The sequence below is a fragment of the Lelliottia jeotgali genome (assembly GCF_016771845.1).
Lineage (GTDB): Bacteria > Pseudomonadota > Gammaproteobacteria > Enterobacterales > Enterobacteriaceae > Enterobacter > Enterobacter jeotgali.
Window position 1 is genome coordinate 1,052,928 of sequence record NZ_JAENMQ010000001.1, and the last position, 18,118, is coordinate 1,071,045.

The window sequence follows — 18,118 nt, forward strand, 5'->3', positions numbered from 1 at the left end:
TGGCTGTTATTTACCGCCAGAAGTCCGGCGTTGCAGCTGATCGCGCAGGTTCGGCGGGGTGCCTTTGATGGTCAGGGTGTCCGTTGCCGGGTCCCAGAAAATACGCTCGCCCAGCAGCATGGCATCAAAATTCACCGTTAACCCACCGCCGCTACCAGCAAACTTGGTGAGCTGACGCAGCGTGCTGCGATCCGCCGGGAAACTCTCTTCCAGCTCGTAGCCTTTCTCCGCCGTAAATTTGTGGAAGCTAACTTCGCTGACGCCTGACAGCTCTTTCGACAGGGATTCCAGTTCAATCTCTTCCCCGGCCTGCAGCTGTTCGTTGCAGTAGCTGTAAACCTGCTGACGCACGTTTTGACGCTCAGATTTATCGAGCTGCGCTTCGGCGGTGAAATCATCCACTGCTTGCAGCAGCCCTTTGTTCTGTGCTTTGGCGTTCAGACCTTCGGTGGCACCGAGGAAATCCATAAAGAAATCGGCAACTTTGCGGCCTACGCGTCCTTTCAGGAAGGTCAGATAGCGGGTCGATTCCGGATTGGTTTCCCATTCGGTCAAATCGATACGCGCCACGATGTCGGCGTGATTGATATCCAGATAGTGGGTGGAGCTGATATCCATTTGCTCGTTAACGCGCATGCTGCTCAGATTACTGAGAACCGTTATCAACAAATACTCAACGGCCAGGTAGCGATACTGGCAGAACAGGACAATCCCGCCGTCAGCAAATGGATATTTTGCCAGCTCGTCACGCAGACGACCGGTCGCCGCGCGGCTAAACGCCAGGAAATCTTCGTCGCCCTTGCGTTGCAGACGCAGGCTTTCGGCCAGTTCACTCTCTTCGTTGAACATGCCGTAGACTTTATTTTTCGCGCTGTAGACGCGATGCAGCTCCGCCATCATTTCCGTAACGGTAGGCGTAGATTCCAGTAACGAATCGCGAAGCACCAGCTCCAGGGTTTGCTCATCGCGCTTGATAAGCTGGTGCAAGGCAATCTGGTTGATATCCAGACTCATGATAAACTCTCCTTTAAGACCGGGCGGTATTCAACCACCACCCACGCATGTGTGCAATAGAAGATAAAAAAGGGGAAAAAAAGCTGTTGCTACGGTAATATGTTGCCCTTTCATCAACAAACTGATTTCGATTTATGCCACAACATTCCCGCTATAGTGATGAACACGTTGAACAACTCCTCAGTGAGATGGTCAACGTACTTGAAAAACATAAAACGCCGACCGATCTTTCCCTGATGGTTTTGGGAAATATGGTCACCAACCTTATCAATACCAGCGTTGCTCCGGCTCAACGTCAGGCGATCGCAAAATCATTCGCCCAGGCTTTGCAGTCTTCAGTGAGCGACGACCAGGCGCACTAAGGGAAACGAACGACAGTCTATGGTGACGAATCGTCAGCGCTACCGTGAAAAAGTCTCCCAGATGGTTAGCTGGGGGCACTGGTTCGCCTTGTTCAACATTCTGTTGGCCATGGTGCTCGGCAGCCGTTATCTGTTAGTGGCCGACTGGCCGACGACGTTGACCGGGCGTATTTACTCCTGGATAAGCGTTGTCGGGCACTTTAGCTTTTTGGTTTTCGCCACCTATCTGCTGATTCTGTTCCCTCTGACGTTTATTGTGATGTCGCAGCGGCTGATGCGGTTCTTATCCGCCATCCTCGCCACTGTCGGCATGACCCTGTTACTGATCGACAGTGAAGTTTTCACCCGTTTTCATCTCCATCTCAATCCGATCGTCTGGGAACTGGTGATCAATCCCGACCAGAACGAAACCGCACGTGACTGGCAGCTGATGTTTATCAGCGTGCCGATTATCCTGCTGATTGAGATGCTGTTTGCCACCTGGAGCTGGCAAAAACTGCGTAGCCTCACCCGACGTCGTCACTACGCGCAGCCGATTGCCGCCCTGTTTTTTGTGGCGTTTATCAGCTCACACATTATGTACATCTGGGCAGATGCGAACTTCTATCGCCCGATTACCATGCAGCGCGCCAACCTGCCGCTCTCTTATCCAATGACGGCCCGTCGTTTCCTTGAGAAACACGGTCTACTGGATGCCCAGGAATACCAGCGTCGTCTGGTAGAACAAGGCAATCCGGAAGCGGTGTCGGTTCAGTATCCGCTGAGTGAATTGCGCTATCGCGATATGGGCCAGGGCCAGAACGTTCTGCTCATTACCGTCGATGGCCTGAACTACTCACGCTACGAGAAGCAGATGCCTGCGTTGGCACAATTCGCTGAACAAAACATCAATTTCACACAGCATATGAGTTCGGGTAATAACACCGATGCCGGGATTTTTGGTCTGTTCTACGGTATTTCCGCAGGCTATATGGACGGCGTACTTTCCTCGCGTACCCCTGCGGCGCTGATTACGTCTCTGAACCAACAGGGTTATCAGCTTGGGCTGTTCTCATCTGACGGTTTCAGTAGCCCGCTCTATCGCCAGGCACTGCTGTCTGATTTCTCTCTGCCTGCGGCAAAAAATCAGTCCGACGAACAAACCGCCGGTCAGTGGGTTAACTGGCTTAACCGTTATGCGCAGGAAGATAACCGCTGGTTCTCATGGGTAGCATTCAACGGCACCACGCTTAATGACAGCAATCAAAAAGGCTTTGTTCGCCGCTACGCCCGCGCAGCTGGCGATGTCGACACTCAGATTGCACGGGTCATTACGGCATTGCGCGAATCCGGCAAACTGGACAATACGGTAGTCATTATTACCGCGGGCCACGGCGTACCGCTGGGTGATGAAGCGAATGACATGAACTGGACTCGCCCTAACCTGCACGTGCCACTCGTGGTTCACTGGCCGGGCACGCCCGCGCAGCGCATCAATATGCTGACGGAACACAAAGATGTAATGACCACGCTGATGCAACGTTTGCTGCATGTCAGCACCCCGGCTAATGAATACTCACAGGGGCAAGACCTGTTTAGCGCCACACGTCGCCATAACTGGGTAACGGCAGCCAGCGGAAATACTCTGGCGGTAACAACGCCTATGCTGACTCTGGTGCTGAACAGCAACGGGAATTACCAGACATACAACCTGCAGGGTGAGAAGATACACGACCAAAAACCACAGCTTAGTCTGCTGTTGCAAGTACTAACCGATGAGAAACGGTTTATCGCTAACTGATTAATTTTAAATCAGTTAGCGCTGTGCGGACTTGCAATCAATTAGCAAACAGGTAGTATCTTTTTCATACGTCGGCACGTAGCGCAGCCTGGTAGCGCATCGTCATGGGGTGGCGAGGGTCGAGAGTTCAAATCTCTCCGTGCCGACCAAAACATATAAAAAAACCAACCTTTTACGGTTGGTTTTTTTATACCTGCATATCCACGCCGCTTGACTCTCACCCATTTTACAGTGAAAATACTGTACATAAAAACAGTTATCATGAGGCAGTTATGTTTGTTGAACTGGTGTATGACAAGCGCAACGTTGCAGGTTTACCCGGCGCGAGTGACATTATTCTGAATGAATTAACAAAGCGTGTGCATCGGATTTTCCCGGATGCCGTCGTGAAGGTTAAACCCATGCAAGCTAACGGATTAAACAGCGATGCCAGCAAAAGCGATCGTGAAAAGCTCAACCGAATGCTCGAAGAAATGTTTGATGAAGCCGATATGTGGATGGTTTCTGAGTAATTCTTAGTGCAGATTTAGCGCGTGATTGCGCGCTTTATAACTTCTGCAATAATAATGTAAACAGCTGATGGGCAACATCATGAATCCCAAAGTCGTCATGCCGCTCCACACTCTGACACGTTTTAAGCCTTTCGCTCAGATTGACAGCCTGATTCACCACTTCCTTCCGCATGCAGAAATTGAACACTTTTCCGCTAATCGTCTCCTTCATCTTGATCGCAAGGGAGAACGGGCATGCTTAATACTGCTCGAGGGTCTGGTCGATATTTCCCGCATCGATGACGGCATTCTTAAAGGAACATTGAAAGCGCCATTTGTGGCGGGGATATCACATCCAGACTATATGGGAAACGCATTCCATTTAATGAGTGCAACGGCGGTAAAAGTCGCTATCCTGCCATATAAAAGTGCGATGACGATAATCAGAGAGCAGAAGTTATGGGAGGACTACAGTAATTATCTTCTGTATATTATGGGATTACATTCCACTCTGAGTAATCATAGTATCGGGCTTCGTTCACGCGATATCATTCGTGACTGTCTGTTTGATTTGATGAACGAGAATGAACAATATCGCCTGAAAACGAATGCCTGCAAATATATTATTGAAAAAACGGCACTGTCACGCAGCGGCGTGATGGGGATTCTGGCAGACATGAAAAAAGAAAACATCATTGGGATCCAGAGAGGGGTGCTTATTTTTATTAATGATGAGCAGAACTCACATCGCAACGATTAAAAAGGCCATCAACTGATGGCCTTTTTAATTTTACTAACGCGGCAATTACATATGGAATCCACCACCGGCACCGTCATGTCCACCAAAAGCGTGGTCATGCGCATTGTCAGCACCCGTGCCCGTGCCGTGATCACCGTGAGAAACGGCGTTCTCATGGCTGTTACCACCTTTTACGGAATGCTGGAAAACGTCGTGGAACGGCACGCTAATCTGAGTAGACGGCGTCAGAGTTGATGCTTTTACCACGCTTTTGCGACCAGTTGTGCGATCGGTAACCTGAATGAGGGTGTCAGGTTTAAGAGTATTGGCGGCAACGTTGATTGTCGCGCCGGTGTTTGGGCGCGTCGTGATACCACTGTAAGTCATCGCGTGAGGCTGTTCATTGTAAGTTGCTGTGCCCGTGCGTTTGACACCGTAGTTCGCGATGTCTATTGCATGCTCTTTAACCTGACTATCTGCTTCAGCCTGGCGCGCATCAGCAAGGGCTACAGCTTGTTGCTCTGTTCGGGCAATATTCGCTTGTGTCAGGCTTTTGCCCATATCGGGAGATTGCTGATGTGTCGGCGTACCTGTTGGGTCATTTTTAATTCCGGACAACATCGTATTCGTCGCCCCGGTATTTGGACGAGAAGAGGTGCCTGAATAGCTAACCGCATGAGCAGGCTCTGAATACGTCGCGGTGCCAGACTGTTTTATTCCGTATTGAGACAACTCAGCCTTATGTTGGGCCATTGCTGCTTTCGCCGCAGCTTTAGCTGCCTGATGATCCGCAGTACTACTATCAAGACGAGTCGCTGGCCCAATTTGATGGGTTGGATGCCCCGCCGGATTACTCTCTTTCACAACGCCTGGCGTTTGCGTCCAGTGGTGAGGGTCCATCGGGTCAACCTGATGAGTGGGATGCCCTTCAGGGTTGGATTCTTTGATGATACCCGGCGCCATCGTCCAGCCAAGGCTTCGGCTGGCCGTTGCAGACGGCGTATTTAAACGAGCTGCAGCCGTTCTGGCATCTCGCTCTGCAATCATCTCAGCTTTATCAGCGGTGTCTTGTTTATTCTGCGCTTCTTGTACTGCCGCACGCTGGTCAGCATACGCCTGAGCACGCATTTCACCTGCAGCATTCATTAAATCGCGATCGTCTTGCATCGTCGTATGAGAGACACTGTGTATATTGTGAATAACTTGCTCATGGGCAGATTCTACGGCTCGCTCAGAGCGAGCGACTTCTGCATCAGCATCCGCAATAGACATTGCATGCGCAGACATCGATAAAGCAGAAAGTACCACCAGAGAAATAATTGTTTTATTCATTGCATTACTCATCAAATTTATTTAATAGAAAATCCCGCATAGATTAAATGCGTTAAAAATTTCATCATTATTCGTGGGGCTGAAAATGTTTACATTAAATCTATTACTGTGTGAATTAGATTTGTATGACAAAGAATAGAGTTATTACAAAATGAAAGCAATCATCTCAACGAATACAATAAATGAAAGTTTTTTATAGGATGGCCATTATTTAATGTATACATAATAGGTGTTAATTAAATATATTTCTGACATTAAACAACTTAACGCACGAGTAACTTTTTAACGATGATAAAACGATATTAGCTAACAATCAGGCATAAAAAAGCCAACTCACAGGCTGGCTTCTTCTATCAGGTATTCGTGTTTAGCGCTTATCGGGGCCGCCGAGGAAAAAGATCCCAAGGGGAATAGCCAGAAGGACCGTAAATACCAGACTGTAAACAAAGATCATCGCAGACTGCAGCACATACATGCTGGTGGTCCACTGCGAGAGCGGAATGTTGTACTGCTCAATCACGCCGACAATTGTCGCTCGCCCAACGCCAGCTGCGGCAATCAAAAACACCACAAACAGCGCCAGTAAAAACTTCCTGCCTTGCGGAGTGTTAAGTTTTTCGCGGACCATGTCTCTCTTTCCTTTACAGATGAATAACATTATTTCCGCTTACCCTAACACGATCGTCCTTTTCATTCCATATCAGCATTTAAATCTGCACCATCACCACCAAAGCAGTTCAATCCACCTTATGAAATCAAAATATAAGTAAATCAAACCAAACACTGGCCTACGCTATGCTAATCTTGCATCGATTGTTTGACATAAAAGGAATGAATGTGAAAAACACACCTAAATTTGCCATTGCCCTTCTGACCGCTGCCTGCATGAGCACCAGCGCTTTCGCAAGCGAAACGCAGAAGCCACAGCCTCTTGAAAAGACTGCGCCGTATCCACAGGCGGAAAAAGGCATGAAGCGCCAGGTCATCCAGCTCCCGGTTCAGGAAGATGAATCGGCGTTTAAAGTCGAGCTGTTGATTGGGCAAAACCTGGAAGTGGACTGTAACCGTCATCGCCTGGGTGGCAAACTGGAGAGCAAAACCCTCGAAGGCTGGGGCTATGACTATTACGTGTTTGATAACGTGACGTCACCGGTTTCAACCATGATGGCCTGCCCGGATGGCAAGAAAACCCAGCAGTTCGTGACGGCCTATCTGGGTGATAACAGTCTGCTGCGCTACAACAGCAAATTACCGATTGTGGTCTACACGCCTGAGAATATCGACGTGAAATACCGCGTCTGGAAAGCAGACGAGAAAGTCGAAAACGCCGTCGTGCGTTAAAAAAAGGCCGGGTAGCGATACCCGGCCTTTTTGTATTGCGTTAACTCAGAGGGCAATATCCGCGACCGGTTTGGATTCCGGCTGAGGTTTTGCCTGCGGTTGCGCCTGTGGAGCCGCATCCGCTGCCTGCGGTTTTTCGTATTTAAGCTGCAGAACGCCGCTGGTGTATTCCAGCTCTTGTTCCGTCGCGGCAACATTCCCGTTCAGTTTAGTGCCATAAGAAGGAATAATCGTTTTCAGCTTCGCCTGCCATTCCGGGCTGGCGACTTTGTCTTTAAACACTTTTTCCATCAGATGCAGCATGATCGGTGCGGCAGTTGATGCACCAGGCGATGCGCCAAGCAGCGCCGCAATGGTGCCGTCTTTGTCGCTCACCACTTCGGTACCGAGGCGCAGTACACCACCCTCTTTCGGATCGCGTTTAATAATCTGCACGCGCTGGCCCGCCTGCCACAAGCGCCAGTCGGCTTTCTTAGCCTGCGGGTAATACTCTTGCAGGGCAGCGAAGCGGTCATCATCGGACAGCATCACCTGGCTAATCAGGTATTTCACCAGATCGAAGTTATCCAGGCCCACGTCCACCATCGGCATAAAGTTAGAGGTGGTCGTGGAGCTGAGCAGATCCCACAGGGAACCATTTTTCAGGAATTTAGTGGAGAAGGTCGCGAACGGCCCAAACAACACCACGCGTTTACCGTCCAGAATACGGGTATCGATGTGCGGAACAGACATTGGCGGTGCGCCAACAGAGGCCTGACCGTACACTTTCGCCAGATGGCGATTCACCACTTCCGGGTTATCAGACACCAGGAACTGGCCGCCGACCGGGAAGCCTGCATAATCGTCCGCTTCAGGAATACCAGACTCCTGCAGCAGTTTCAGCGCTGCGCCACCGGCACCGATAAAGACAAACTTCGCCTTGATCACGTGCTCGGCTTCGTTGTTTTTCAGATCGGCGACTGTCACGCTCCAGCTGTTATCCGCATTGCGCTTGAAACCGCGCACTTCGGTGCTGACCTGCAGTTTAAAGTTGTCTTTTTTCTGCAGAGCGCCCACCAGCTGACGGGTGATTTCGCCGTAGTTCACGTCCGTACCGATCTCAGTGCGCGTGGCGGCCACTTTCTGATTCGGGTCGCGACCTTCCATCACCAGCGGCGCCCACTCTTTGATCTGAGCATGATCTTCAGAATATTTCATGCCGCGGAACAGGCTGCTCTGCTGGAGTGCCGCATAGCGCGCGCGCAGGAAATTGACGTTATCGTCGCCCCAGACAAAGCTCATGTGCGGAACGGTGTTAATGAACGAGTGCGGATCGTGCATCACGCCGCTGTTGACCTGATGCGACCAGAACTGGCGGGAGATCTGGAATGCTTCATTGATCTCCACCGCCTTCTCGATACTAATGGAACCGTCCTTTTTCTGCGGGGTATAGTTCAGTTCCATGAGTGCCGAGTGGCCCGTACCGGCGTTATTCCAGCCGTTCGAACTCTCTTTCGCGACGCCGTCGAGGCGCTCAACCATGGTCATCGACCAGTCTGGCTGCAATTCTTGTAAGTAGGTGCCCAGAGTGGCGCTCATAATGCCGCCGCCAATTAAAAGGACGTCCGTTTCCTGCTCTTTCGGGGTATCAGCTTTCGCCGCCATCGAGATGGCGCTCAGCCCTACGGCCATAGAAAAGAGCATGGCAGTCATTTTTTTCATCATTTATGCCTTACTTGTAGTCGTGCTTTTTAGGTGGAAATTGCAGGTGAAATAAACTGCGGGGCAAACTTAACAATTTTTAAACATTGTTTAAAGGTTAAGAAATTATTGTAATTGTGAAATTAAATGTTGGGATTATTGTAGGGATACCCACAGAGGCGGCTGGCAAGGCGAGGTTTTTGTGGCTACTATGCTGCACTTTGTGATCGCGCGCACGGAAGCCTGCCCTAACCAGTGAATGCCTATGTCATTACCCCACTCTCCTGCCCTGACGCCTGACGATGGCCGTGTGGCGAGCGTTTTGCGCTCCCCCAAATTGTTTATGCGAGAAACATTAGCGGGTGTGATTACCGCACTGGCGCTGATCCCCGAGGTGATTTCGTTTTCTGTGGTCGCCGGGGTTGATCCGAAGGTGAGCCTGATTGCGTCAGTGGTGCTGTGTCTGGCGATGTCCGTTTTCGGCGGTCGCCCGGCGATGGTCACGGCTGCTGCTGGCTCCGTCGCGCTGGTGATCGGCCCGATGGTGCATCAGCATGGCGTGCAGTACATTCTGCCTGCGGTGATCCTCGCCGGACTCATTCAAATCCTGTTTGGCGCACTGGGCATGGCGCGTCTGATGCGCTTTATTCCGCAAGCGGTCATGACCGGATTTGTTAACGCCCTTGGCGTTTTAATTTTCTTTGCTCAGGTTCCCCATTTCTGGAGCAAAAGCCCGCTGATCGTCGGCCTGTTTGTGCTCACATTGCTGATTGTTATCTGGGCACCACGCTTTATCAAAAGTGTTCCCTCGCCGCTGATCGCCATTGTGATATTAACGATATTCACTGTGACCAGCGGGCAAATTCTGCCGACCGTCGGCGATGAAGGTTCCATGAGCGGCGGTTTGCCAGGCCTGACGCAGCTGCTGGTGCCGTTGAATATGCAAACTCTGAGCATTATCTGGCCCTGCGCATTGAGTATCGCGTTTGTCGGTCTGATGGAATCGCTACTGACCGCGAAACTGGTTGATGAACTGACCTTGACGCCGTCCAGCAAGCGCCGGGAGAGCATCGGGCTGGGCGTGGCGAACATTATGTCGGGTTTTTATGGCGGTATCGCCGGTTGCGCGATGATCGGGCAAACCATCGTCAATGTGGAGATGGGGAAAGGTCGCAGCCGTATCTCTACGCTGGCTGCGGGGGTTATTTTGCTGCTTCTGGTGACGGCACTGAGTGAAGTGATGGCCAAAATCCCGATGGCGGTGCTGGCCGGTATCATGGCTATTGTGGCGTTCAAAACCTTCAACTGGCACAGCGTTCAGCCAGCAGCCGTTAAGGCTGTACCAGTCGCGGAAACGGCGGTGATGCTAGTAACCGTTGCAGCCACCGTATTCACCGGCAATCTGGCGATTGGCGTAGTGGGCGGAATTATCGTGATGGCGATAATCCCTGCCCGCCTAAAACACAAACACAAACACAAACACAAACACAAACACAAGGTTAAAGCAGGAAAATCGTCGCCAGACCAAGGAAAATAAAGAAGCCGCCGGTATCGGTAATGGCGGTGATCATCACGCTCGACCCCACTGCGGGGTCGCGCCCAAAGCGGGTCATAGCCAGTGGGATAATGACTCCCATCATCGACGCCACCAACAGGTTTAGCACCATTGCCAGCATCATCACCCCGCCCAGCGCCATATCGTCGTAAAGCCACCAGGTGATGCCGCCCATGATTCCGCCCCAGACCAGGCCGTTAATCAGCGCTACGCCCATCTCTCTGAAGATCAGAAACGTGAAGTTACCGGGCTGGATTTTCTCCAGCGCCAGAGCACGTACAATCATAGTAATGGTTTGATTACCGGTGTTACCGCCAATCCCCGCCACAATGGGCATCAGTGAGGCCAGCGCCACCAGCTGTGAAATGGTATGTTCGAAGCCGTCGATCACACGAGAAGCAATAAAAGCGGTGCAAAGGTTAATGGCCAGCCACGCCCAGCGCGTTTTAACCGCCTTACCGACGGAGGCGTGAACGTCATCCTCGGCGCTTAAACCGCCTAACGCACGTAAATCGTTGTCGGTTTCTTCGTACACCACGTCAACGATCTCATCGATCGTCACACGGCCCATCAGTTTGCCGACAGAATCGACCACGGCGGCACTGATCAGGTTGTCACGTTCGAAGGTACGCGCGGCTTTTTCGGCATCGTCTTCGGGTGAGAAAACCATCGGCTGGGTTTCCATAACCTCACTCACCCGGCACTGCGTACCTTTGAGCAGGATGGTTTGCAGCGTTAACTCACCGAGCAACGTTTTGTCGCGCGCCGTGACAAACAATTTATCGGTGTTCTCAGGCATTTTCCCCAGTCGGCGCAGATAGCGCTGCACGGTTGCCAGCGTGACATCCGGGCGCACCATGATCACTTCGAATTCCATGATCGCGCCGACGCTGTCCTTATCGAAATTCATCACCTGCCGCACGCGGGCACGTTCTTCGGCTGGCAGCGACGCCAGCAACCGGCCAGTCAGATTTCGCGGCAGGTGTTGGACAAGGTAGATCTGTTCGTCGATATCCAGGGTCTGTACGGCATCAAGAAGTTCACGGTCGCTCATCTCATCAATGAGATCGTCCCAGACGTTTTCAGAAGCTTCCAGAAGTACCTGACCACGTTCATGATCCTGCACCAGTCGCCATAGGGCATGACGCTCTTCAGAGGGGAGAGATTCGAGGGTATCCGCCAGATCCGGCGGCGGCAAATGGGCTACCAGCGCCCCTACCTCAGCAATATCGTCGGACAAGGTACCGACGTCATATTGCTCAGCCAGGGTTAATTTACCTAATAACGCCGACGTGACTGCTTTATCAGTAGTGAGGAGCCAGATAAGTCGGGCACGCTCCTGATCGCGCAGCCTTGCGCTGTTTTTGTTTATCAACGACATCAATCATAAATCCATGAAATAAGGTGATATCAAGCATAGCGCGGGGGAATGTAAATGATAATAAACAAATAGCCGGAATGGATAAAAAAGCGGCGGATAGTGAGAGGTTTTGTGCCGGGTGGCGGCTACGCCTTACCCGGCCTACGGTTTTGTAGGCCCGGCAAACGCAGTGCCGCCGGGCAAAACAGTTTATGCGGTTCGCGCCACCGCATCCCGCGACGCCGCATCGCGCTCGTCGCCGGTCAGTTCACTGAGCTGACCGTCACGCATCTCCAGCAGGCGGTCGGCGTGAATGAAGTAGTGATCGTCATGGCTGATGGCGAAAATAGTCTTACCCATTTCCTGCATCAATGGCAGCAACACCTGATAAAACTCGCGGCGGAAGTGCGGGTCCTGATCGGCCGCCCATTCGTCCAGCAAAATGATGTCACGCTCTTCCGCTAACGCCAGCAGCAGCGCCACGCGTTTTTTCTGCCCTTTCGACAGCTTGAGATTGAGGATTTTCCCGTCCTGTAGCTCCAGTTTATGGGACATTTTCAGCTGTTCAAGCCATTTTGCCACCAGCTCAGGATCGGCCTGTTTGCCTTCGGAACCTAACAGCTGGTCGAATAGCCACACGTCGGTAAAGACGGCAGAAAAGAGTTTGCGATAATCCTCCGGCTTCTCGACCGACACGGCTTGACCATCCAGCAAAATTTCGCCCGACTGCGGTTGATACAGCCCGGTCAGGAGCATCGCCAGAGTCGATTTCCCGCTACCGTTGCCGCCAATCAGGAACAGCAGTTCGCCACGATTGATCGTCAGATTCACCGGGCCGACCGCAAAATTATGATCCTGATAATGGAAAGTGACGTTACGCAGTTCCAGCGTTTTCCAGTTCGGAAAGGCTTGTGGGCGCGGGAATTCTGCGCGGAACGGCGCCAGCGCAAACTGATTGAGTTTTCTGAACGCCACCTGCGCACTAAGCAGCGTCGGCAGTGCGCCAACGGCAGAAAGCAGCGGCGTGCGCAGGAACAGCAGCGTCAGCGAGTAGGTCGCCGCCACGTTGGTATCGGCCCAACCGAGGCTGTTCGCCATCCAGAACACCAGACCAATTGCGCCCAGCATCATGATATTCGACCAGTTCACCGCGCTCAGGTGGAAAGTATCGGCGCGGATAATGTGATGCCGATACTCGCGCGCATCCGGGATATAGAGATTATTGAAGATGTGCTCGGCGCGTTCGCGGTTCAGCGTCAACTCTTTACGCCCTTCCAGCACCGTCTGATAATCGTTATAGAGCTTGTCTTCTGTTTCGCGCAGCACCGCCATGTGTTTGTACACGCGCGACACCAGCAGATAGCCGCCCCAGATAGTGACTACGATCCAGATTGCGGTCACGGCCAGCATTTTGGTCGACAGCCACGCCAGATAAGCCGCTGACCCGAAAGTCAGAATGATGCCCTGTACCAGCTCCGGCAAGCGCACGAACGCGATGGTAATGGCACGCACATCGCTGGTCAGCCCCGCGAGCAATGACGCACTGCCCAGCTGTTCGATACGCTCAACCTGGGTGTCGAGGATCCGTTTGATAAATTCGCCACGCAGGCGATAGACAAAATGGTGCCCCAACGCCGTCAGCGCCAGCTGTGAGGCCAGGGTGACTGCCATTAATAGCAGCAGCAGGCCGAGAAACTCCGGCAAAACCGACAGTTGGGTATCGACCATTTCAATCAAACGCACGTTTATAAAGGCGATAAGCCCAATGCCCAGCGCGGCGCTGGCAAGGCTGAGCGCCATGACCGCGACAAACGGCCAGCGGTACTGACGCCAGACAAGGAGAAGTAGTTGCATGCAAAGCAATCCGGACAAGAAAAAACAGCCAGCAGTGTAAACTGCCCGACGGTTACATCAAGAATAATTCTTATTTTTATTCGCTATCAGCCGCCTGACGGAAAGTCAGATTATAGCGATACTCCCCCGCCAGCGGATGCACACCGGGTTTAAGGGGTTGAATCCCGTGATAAAACAGCCGTGACTCTCCACCCCACACCACTACATCGCCGTGTTCAAGCATCAGGCGTTTAAGCGGATCGCTGCGACGTAAACCGCCAAACTGAAAGATAGCGGGCAGGCCCAGCGAAACAGACACAATCGGCGCGCGCAGGTCGGGCTCGTCTTTATCCTGATGCAGCGACAGTTTCGCCCCTGGCGCGTAGCGGTTGACCAGGCAGGCGTCGGGCCGAAAATGCGGATAGCCTGCTGCAACCGCTGCGTCATAGCACAGCGAACTGAAAACCTCAGGTGTTTTCGGCCACTGATGACCCGTTTTGGGATCGACGGGCGAATAGAGATATCCTCTTTCGTTCGTCGCCCAGCCCAGATTGCCACAGTTGGTCATCGCCACCGACATCGTGTAGCCGCCCGGCGTGACCATGTGGCGGAACGGCGAAATAGCGGCTACGGCTTCAATGCCCTGAAATAAGGTCTCTGCGCGTGCTAAAGCAAAGCGGCGCAAAATCACCGCGCCGGGCGCTAAAGGCTCTTCCCAGGGATCGCTATCCGCAAACAGATCCAGCATCACTCCTCCTGGTTTTTTGCTTCACGTTGCAACAACTGCGCTTTTCGCGCCGTTCCCCAGCGATAGCCGGACAGAGCGCCGTCGTTTCGCACCACGCGGTGACAGGGGATGACGATTGCCAGTTTATTTGCCGCACAGGCGCTCGCGACTGCCCGCACGGCTTTCGGTTTACCGATAGCGCTGGCGATCTGCTGATAGCTGGCCGTTTCACCGCAAGGAATAGAGCGCAGGGTTTGCCAGACCTGCTGCTGAAACGCAGTCCCGCGAATATCCAGCGGGAGTGCCAAAGTATTACTGCTGTTATCCAGGCTGTTAATGACCTGGTGGAGCCTTTTTGCAAATTCACCCTCTGGCGATTCTGAGTGCGCCAGAGGAAAGAGCGTGTGGATTTCTTCGATCAAAGAATCATCATTATCGCCCAGCAGAATTGCGCAGATCCCACGCTGGCTTTCTGCGACCAGACAACGGCCCAGATCGCAGTCGCTGATGGCGTAGCGCACGGTCACGTCGCTTCCGCCGCTGCGATACTGTTTCGCCGTCATACCCAGCGTGTCATCGGCTTTTCGATAATAGCTGCTGCTGTCGGGGAATCCGGCGGCTAACACTGAGTCAGTAATTTTTTCTCCCGCCGTGAGAGACGTGCGCAAACGTCGGGCTCGTGCCGCCTGTTGCCAGGCTTTGGGCGTCATGCCCGTCACCGATCTAAACAGACGGTGAAAATGAAACGGACTCATCGCCACCTGATCGGCAAGTGCATTCAGGGTTAGCGTCGAATCACTTTCCAGCAGGCGGCAGGCCCTTTCGATTTTGGCCATTTTTTGCGCCAGTGGATCAGCTTTATCCGGCGCACAGCGTTTGCAGGGGCGAAACCCTGCCTGTTCGGCATGAAAAGAATCGGGATAGAAATGAACATTCTTACGCAGCGCGTGACGCGCCCGACAGGAGGGACGGCAATAGATGCCGGTTGTCTGGACGGCAAAGACAAACTGGTTATCGGCATTAACATCGCGGGCCAGCACAGCCAGCCAGCGTTGTTCATCGGTATTCAGGGTCAGGTTTTTCATCATCGGCTCCTCTTACAAGCATACTCATACAATGCCTGAGCGCCACTGAACAAAAACCCGCAACCTTGCTTTTTAATTTTGTTCGCTGACGAGGAAGCCCTGGAACTGTGGCGACATCCAGGTTTTAAAACTCTCGCCCTCTTTGGTTATCATATACACCGCCAGCCCTTCTTGTCGCACCACCTGTTTGGCTTTCTCCGGGCCGAGGACCATCAGCCCCGTATCCCAGGTATCGGCCTCCAGCGCAGTTGGCGCGATGACGGTGACGGAAACCAGATTGTGTTCGATCGGACGACCGGTATTTGGATCGATAACGTGCGAAACTCGCTTTCCATCCAGCTCGTAATAGTTGCGGTAGCTGCCAGACGTGCTGATACCGTGGCCGTTAATGTCCACCACCGCCTGGACCGCATTTTGGGTATCGGTCGGTTTTTGGATCGCTACACGCCAGGGCTTATCGCTGGCGTTCAGGCCCCTACTCACCAGCGCACCGCCCACCGAGACCAGATAGCGTGAGATACCTTCCTGCGCCATTAGCGTAGCCAGATGATCCGCAGCGTAGCCTTCTCCGACTGTCGACAGGTCAACAAACAGATCGGGAATGTCTTTTTGCAGGTACTGCTGCCCGTATTGATTGATCACCGTCAGATGCTGCAAACCGGTACGCGCGCGGGCATCGTCGATTTGTGCCTGATCGGGCACATGTTCAGGTTGTTTTGTTGGGCCAAAACCCCACAGATTGACCAACGGCCCGACGGTAATATCCATTGCGCCATTGGTTTTATAGCCAATGTGCAGAGACTCGGTCACGATATCGGCCATCGCTTCGCTGACCGGCCACAGGGAAGTGCTGTTCGACAGGTTAAAGCGCATCAGCGCTGAGTCATTTTTATACGTAGAGAGCAGTTGATCGTCAGCGTCGAGCTGTGACTGAATTTTATCGCGTAGTTCGTCCGCGCGTTTGGTATCAACATTGATAATGCTGACACGCCAGAACGTCCCCATGGTCTTCCCTTCGAGCACGGTGGCCGCAGGGGTTTCGGTTTTTACCGCTGAGGTGGAAGAGTCGCATGCCGCCAGTAATAAAACGCTCGCCAGAAGTCCGGCGCGCCAAAAAGTCATGTCCATTGGTTATTATCCTCATGCCTGGGCGGCAAGAGTATACCAAAACATGACGCAGGTAAGACCGCAAAAAGAGAAGAGAAAAAGGGGCCATTTGGCCCCTTTTGTGTTACTGAGCGTGTCTTAGAACTGGTAAACCAGACCCAGAGCGACGATATCATCAGTACCGATACCAGCCTGTTTGGTGAAGGTGTTTTCATCCAGCAGGTTGATTTTGTAATCCACGTAGGTGGACATGTTTTTGTTGAAGTAGTAAGTCGCGCCAACATCAACATATTTCAGCAGATCCTGATCGCCGAAGTTGGTGGTGCTGTTGCTTACGTCCTTACCTTTAGACTGCAGGTAAGCCACGGATGGACGCAGACCGAAGTCGAACTGGTACTGAGCAACCACTTCGAAGTTCTGCGCTTTGTTCGCGAAGCCGTAAACAGTGCTGTTGTTCTGAGAGTTACCGAAACGCGTTGCGTTGTAAGTCTGAGAATACTGCGCTGCCAGGTAGATGTTGTTGGCATCGTATTTCAGACCACCGCTGTAAACATCCGCGCGGTCACCCTGACCATACACAACCGCGCCATTCTGGTCAGCAGTACGTTTAGAGGAAGACGCTGCACCACCGATGCTGAAGCCTTCGCCCAGGTTGTAAGTCAGGGATCCACCGTAACCGTCACCATTCTGTTTCAGCGTGCTGCGACCAGTGTCGTTTTCACCGCTTGCGCTGCCGTTTTTACCCTGATACTGCAGAGCGAAGTTCAGACCATCAACCAGACCGAAGAAGTCCTGGTTACGGTAAGTAGCTACGCCGTTAGCACGGGATTGCAGGAAGTTGTCAGAACCGTAGGTGTCGCCGCCAAATTCTGGCAGAACGTCAGTCCAGGAGGTCACGTCATAGATCACGCCGTAGTTACGACCGTAATCGAAAGAACCCGCGTCAGCGAATTTCAGACCCGCGAACGCAACACGCGTCCAGGACTGGTTGTCGCTTTCGGTGGTGTTGCCCTGAACCTGATATTCCCACTGGCCGTAACCGGTCAGTTGATCGTTAACCTGAGTTTCGCCTTTGAAGCCGATACGCATGTAGGTCTGATCGCCGTCGTTACCTTTGTCGTCGGAGAAATAGTGCAGGCCGTCGACTTTACCGAACAGATCTAATTTGTTGCCGTCTTTATTATAAATTTCAGCCGCATTTGCTGCGCCTGCTACCAGCAGAGCTGGTACCAGGAGGGACAGTACTTTAACTTTCATTTTATTAACCCTCTGTTATATGCCTTATTATTACCACTGCTTACTGATTAACCCTCTTAACCAGTCGGCAACTTCATTCTCCGCAAAAATACAGAATAATCCAATAAGATTATGATACTAAAACTTTGAAGATGTTTCATTTATCTACGAACATGTTTCATTTTGTAAATAAGAGGGAACTTTTCATTAGCACGAATAGCTAAAAAATATAGCACTTTAAAGCAACAACCCAGTTAATACATGTAATACCAAAGACTTAGCGAAAGAATACATTACCGCACTGATTGTCAAAACAAAATCCATCCAAATCACTAAAATAACTCCCGCTATCATCATTAACTTTATTTATTACCGTCATTCAGCTTTGAATGTCTGTTTATCCCTAATTCAACCGAGTGCACTGCATTCGGTTTTTTTTTACTCTTCTTTACGTAAACTGAATTGATTTGTGCTAC

Annotated in this window: 16 protein-coding genes and 1 tRNA gene; 7 read left to right on the forward strand and 10 right to left on the reverse strand. The window is 51.9% G+C overall.

Annotated features, from left to right (window positions below; translation table 11 throughout):
• Positions 1-6: 6 nt before the first annotated feature.
• On the reverse strand, positions 7-1,014 hold the full coding sequence (gene yejK, locus JBO43_RS04985) for a nucleoid-associated protein YejK (RefSeq protein ID WP_202673834.1): 1,008 nt from the start codon (positions 1,012-1,014) through the stop codon (positions 7-9).
• A gap of 134 nt (positions 1,015-1,148) precedes the next feature.
• On the opposite strand from yejK, the gene JBO43_RS04990 reads away from it, so the two are divergent.
• The 5 genes from JBO43_RS04990 (at position 1,149) to JBO43_RS05010 (ending at position 4,407) form a co-directional block, all read left to right on the forward strand.
• Complete coding sequence (locus JBO43_RS04990) at positions 1,149-1,376, forward strand: YejL family protein (protein WP_095282704.1); 228 nt, start codon at positions 1,149-1,151, stop codon at positions 1,374-1,376.
• Between the two features lie 19 nt (positions 1,377-1,395).
• On the forward strand, positions 1,396-3,156 hold the full coding sequence (gene yejM, locus JBO43_RS04995; protein WP_095282705.1) for an LPS biosynthesis-modulating metalloenzyme YejM: 1,761 nt from the start codon (positions 1,396-1,398) through the stop codon (positions 3,154-3,156).
• A 72-nt stretch (positions 3,157-3,228) separates the two neighbouring features.
• A tRNA-Pro gene (locus JBO43_RS05000) sits at positions 3,229-3,305 on the forward strand.
• 123 nt (positions 3,306-3,428) lie between these two features.
• Positions 3,429-3,668, forward strand: coding sequence for a DinI family protein (locus JBO43_RS05005; protein ID WP_095282706.1), 240 nt, complete (start codon positions 3,429-3,431; stop codon positions 3,666-3,668).
• A 79-nt stretch (positions 3,669-3,747) separates the two neighbouring features.
• A complete protein-coding gene (locus JBO43_RS05010; RefSeq protein ID WP_157738411.1) occupies positions 3,748-4,407 on the forward strand; it encodes a helix-turn-helix domain-containing protein in 660 nt (219 codons plus the stop codon).
• 45 nt (positions 4,408-4,452) lie between these two features.
• On the opposite strand, the gene JBO43_RS05015 is transcribed toward JBO43_RS05010, so the two are convergent.
• Together JBO43_RS05015 and JBO43_RS05020 are read right to left on the reverse strand one after the other, a co-directional pair.
• Positions 4,453-5,718, reverse strand: a complete 1,266-nt coding sequence (locus tag JBO43_RS05015; RefSeq protein WP_202673835.1) for a hypothetical protein — start codon at positions 5,716-5,718, stop codon at positions 4,453-4,455.
• Positions 5,719-6,085: 367 nt separating this feature from the next.
• Complete coding sequence (locus JBO43_RS05020) at positions 6,086-6,346, reverse strand: DUF2534 family protein (RefSeq protein ID WP_095282709.1); 261 nt, start codon at positions 6,344-6,346, stop codon at positions 6,086-6,088.
• 203 nt (positions 6,347-6,549) lie between these two features.
• On the opposite strand from JBO43_RS05020, the gene eco reads away from it, so the two are divergent.
• Positions 6,550-7,059 carry a serine protease inhibitor ecotin gene (eco, locus tag JBO43_RS05025; protein WP_095282710.1) on the forward strand — a complete coding sequence of 170 codons (510 nt, stop codon included), beginning with the start codon at positions 6,550-6,552 and terminating at the stop codon, positions 7,057-7,059.
• A 45-nt stretch (positions 7,060-7,104) separates the two neighbouring features.
• On the opposite strand, the gene mqo is transcribed toward eco, so the two are convergent.
• Positions 7,105-8,760 carry a malate dehydrogenase (quinone) gene (mqo, locus tag JBO43_RS05030; RefSeq protein ID WP_103949623.1) on the reverse strand — a complete coding sequence of 552 codons (1,656 nt, stop codon included), beginning with the start codon at positions 8,758-8,760 and terminating at the stop codon, positions 7,105-7,107.
• Between the two features lie 238 nt (positions 8,761-8,998).
• Between mqo and JBO43_RS05035 the strand changes: the two genes are divergently transcribed.
• Positions 8,999-10,276: a SulP family inorganic anion transporter gene (locus JBO43_RS05035; protein ID WP_237729927.1), complete on the forward strand. Its 1,278-nt coding sequence runs from the start codon at positions 8,999-9,001 to the stop codon at positions 10,274-10,276.
• Here the strand turns inward: JBO43_RS05035 and mgtE are convergent.
• The 6 genes from mgtE to JBO43_RS05065 form a co-directional block, all read right to left on the reverse strand.
• On the reverse strand, positions 10,239-11,675 hold the full coding sequence (gene mgtE / locus JBO43_RS05040) for a magnesium transporter (protein WP_095282713.1): 1,437 nt from the start codon (positions 11,673-11,675) through the stop codon (positions 10,239-10,241). The genes JBO43_RS05035 and mgtE overlap by 38 nt on opposite strands.
• 189 nt (positions 11,676-11,864) lie before the next feature.
• The gene (locus JBO43_RS05045) at positions 11,865-13,508 is read right to left on the reverse strand and encodes a multidrug ABC transporter permease/ATP-binding protein (RefSeq protein ID WP_103947207.1); all 1,644 of its coding nucleotides are present in this window, start codon (positions 13,506-13,508) and stop codon (positions 11,865-11,867) included.
• A gap of 76 nt (positions 13,509-13,584) precedes the next feature.
• A complete protein-coding gene (gene alkB / locus JBO43_RS05050; protein WP_103949626.1) occupies positions 13,585-14,235 on the reverse strand; it encodes a DNA oxidative demethylase AlkB in 651 nt (216 codons plus the stop codon).
• A complete protein-coding gene (gene ada / locus JBO43_RS05055) occupies positions 14,235-15,299 on the reverse strand; it encodes a bifunctional DNA-binding transcriptional regulator/O6-methylguanine-DNA methyltransferase Ada (RefSeq protein WP_202673958.1) in 1,065 nt (354 codons plus the stop codon). The genes alkB and ada overlap by 1 nt, the downstream gene beginning before the upstream one ends.
• A 72-nt stretch (positions 15,300-15,371) precedes the next feature.
• Complete coding sequence (gene apbE, locus JBO43_RS05060; protein ID WP_095282717.1) at positions 15,372-16,427, reverse strand: FAD:protein FMN transferase ApbE; 1,056 nt, start codon at positions 16,425-16,427, stop codon at positions 15,372-15,374.
• A 117-nt stretch (positions 16,428-16,544) separates the two neighbouring features.
• The gene (locus JBO43_RS05065) at positions 16,545-17,663 is read right to left on the reverse strand and encodes a porin OmpC (protein ID WP_095282718.1); all 1,119 of its coding nucleotides are present in this window, start codon (positions 17,661-17,663) and stop codon (positions 16,545-16,547) included.
• Positions 17,664-18,118: the final 455 nt, after the last annotated feature.

Bases quoted from the DNA above. Each gene is read 5' to 3' on its own strand.
- JBO43_RS05005 (WP_095282706.1), top strand. From the start codon at position 3,429: ATGTTTGTTGAACTGGTGTATGACAAGCGCAACGTTGCAGGTTTACCC.
- mgtE (WP_095282713.1), bottom strand. From the start codon at position 11,675: ATGTCGTTGATAAACAAAAACAGCGCAAGGCTGCGCGATCAGGAGCGT.
- JBO43_RS05020 (WP_095282709.1), bottom strand. From the start codon at position 6,346: ATGGTCCGCGAAAAACTTAACACTCCGCAAGGCAGGAAGTTTTTACTG.
- alkB (WP_103949626.1), bottom strand. From the start codon at position 14,235: ATGCTGGATCTGTTTGCGGATAGCGATCCCTGGGAAGAGCCTTTAGCG.
- JBO43_RS05010 (WP_157738411.1), top strand. From the start codon at position 3,748: ATGAATCCCAAAGTCGTCATGCCGCTCCACACTCTGACACGTTTTAAG.
- JBO43_RS05015 (WP_202673835.1), bottom strand. From the start codon at position 5,718: ATGAATAAAACAATTATTTCTCTGGTGGTACTTTCTGCTTTATCGATG.
- JBO43_RS04990 (WP_095282704.1), top strand. From the start codon at position 1,149: ATGCCACAACATTCCCGCTATAGTGATGAACACGTTGAACAACTCCTC.
- yejM (WP_095282705.1), top strand. From the start codon at position 1,396: ATGGTGACGAATCGTCAGCGCTACCGTGAAAAAGTCTCCCAGATGGTT.
- mqo (WP_103949623.1), bottom strand. From the start codon at position 8,760: ATGAAAAAAATGACTGCCATGCTCTTTTCTATGGCCGTAGGGCTGAGC.
- yejK (WP_202673834.1), bottom strand. From the start codon at position 1,014: ATGAGTCTGGATATCAACCAGATTGCCTTGCACCAGCTTATCAAGCGC.
- JBO43_RS05045 (WP_103947207.1), bottom strand. From the start codon at position 13,508: ATGCAACTACTTCTCCTTGTCTGGCGTCAGTACCGCTGGCCGTTTGTC.
- JBO43_RS05035 (WP_237729927.1), top strand. From the start codon at position 8,999: ATGCCTATGTCATTACCCCACTCTCCTGCCCTGACGCCTGACGATGGC.
- JBO43_RS05065 (WP_095282718.1), bottom strand. From the start codon at position 17,663: ATGAAAGTTAAAGTACTGTCCCTCCTGGTACCAGCTCTGCTGGTAGCA.
- eco (WP_095282710.1), top strand. From the start codon at position 6,550: ATGAATGTGAAAAACACACCTAAATTTGCCATTGCCCTTCTGACCGCT.
- ada (WP_202673958.1), bottom strand. From the start codon at position 15,299: ATGAAAAACCTGACCCTGAATACCGATGAACAACGCTGGCTGGCTGTG.
- apbE (WP_095282717.1), bottom strand. From the start codon at position 16,427: ATGGACATGACTTTTTGGCGCGCCGGACTTCTGGCGAGCGTTTTATTA.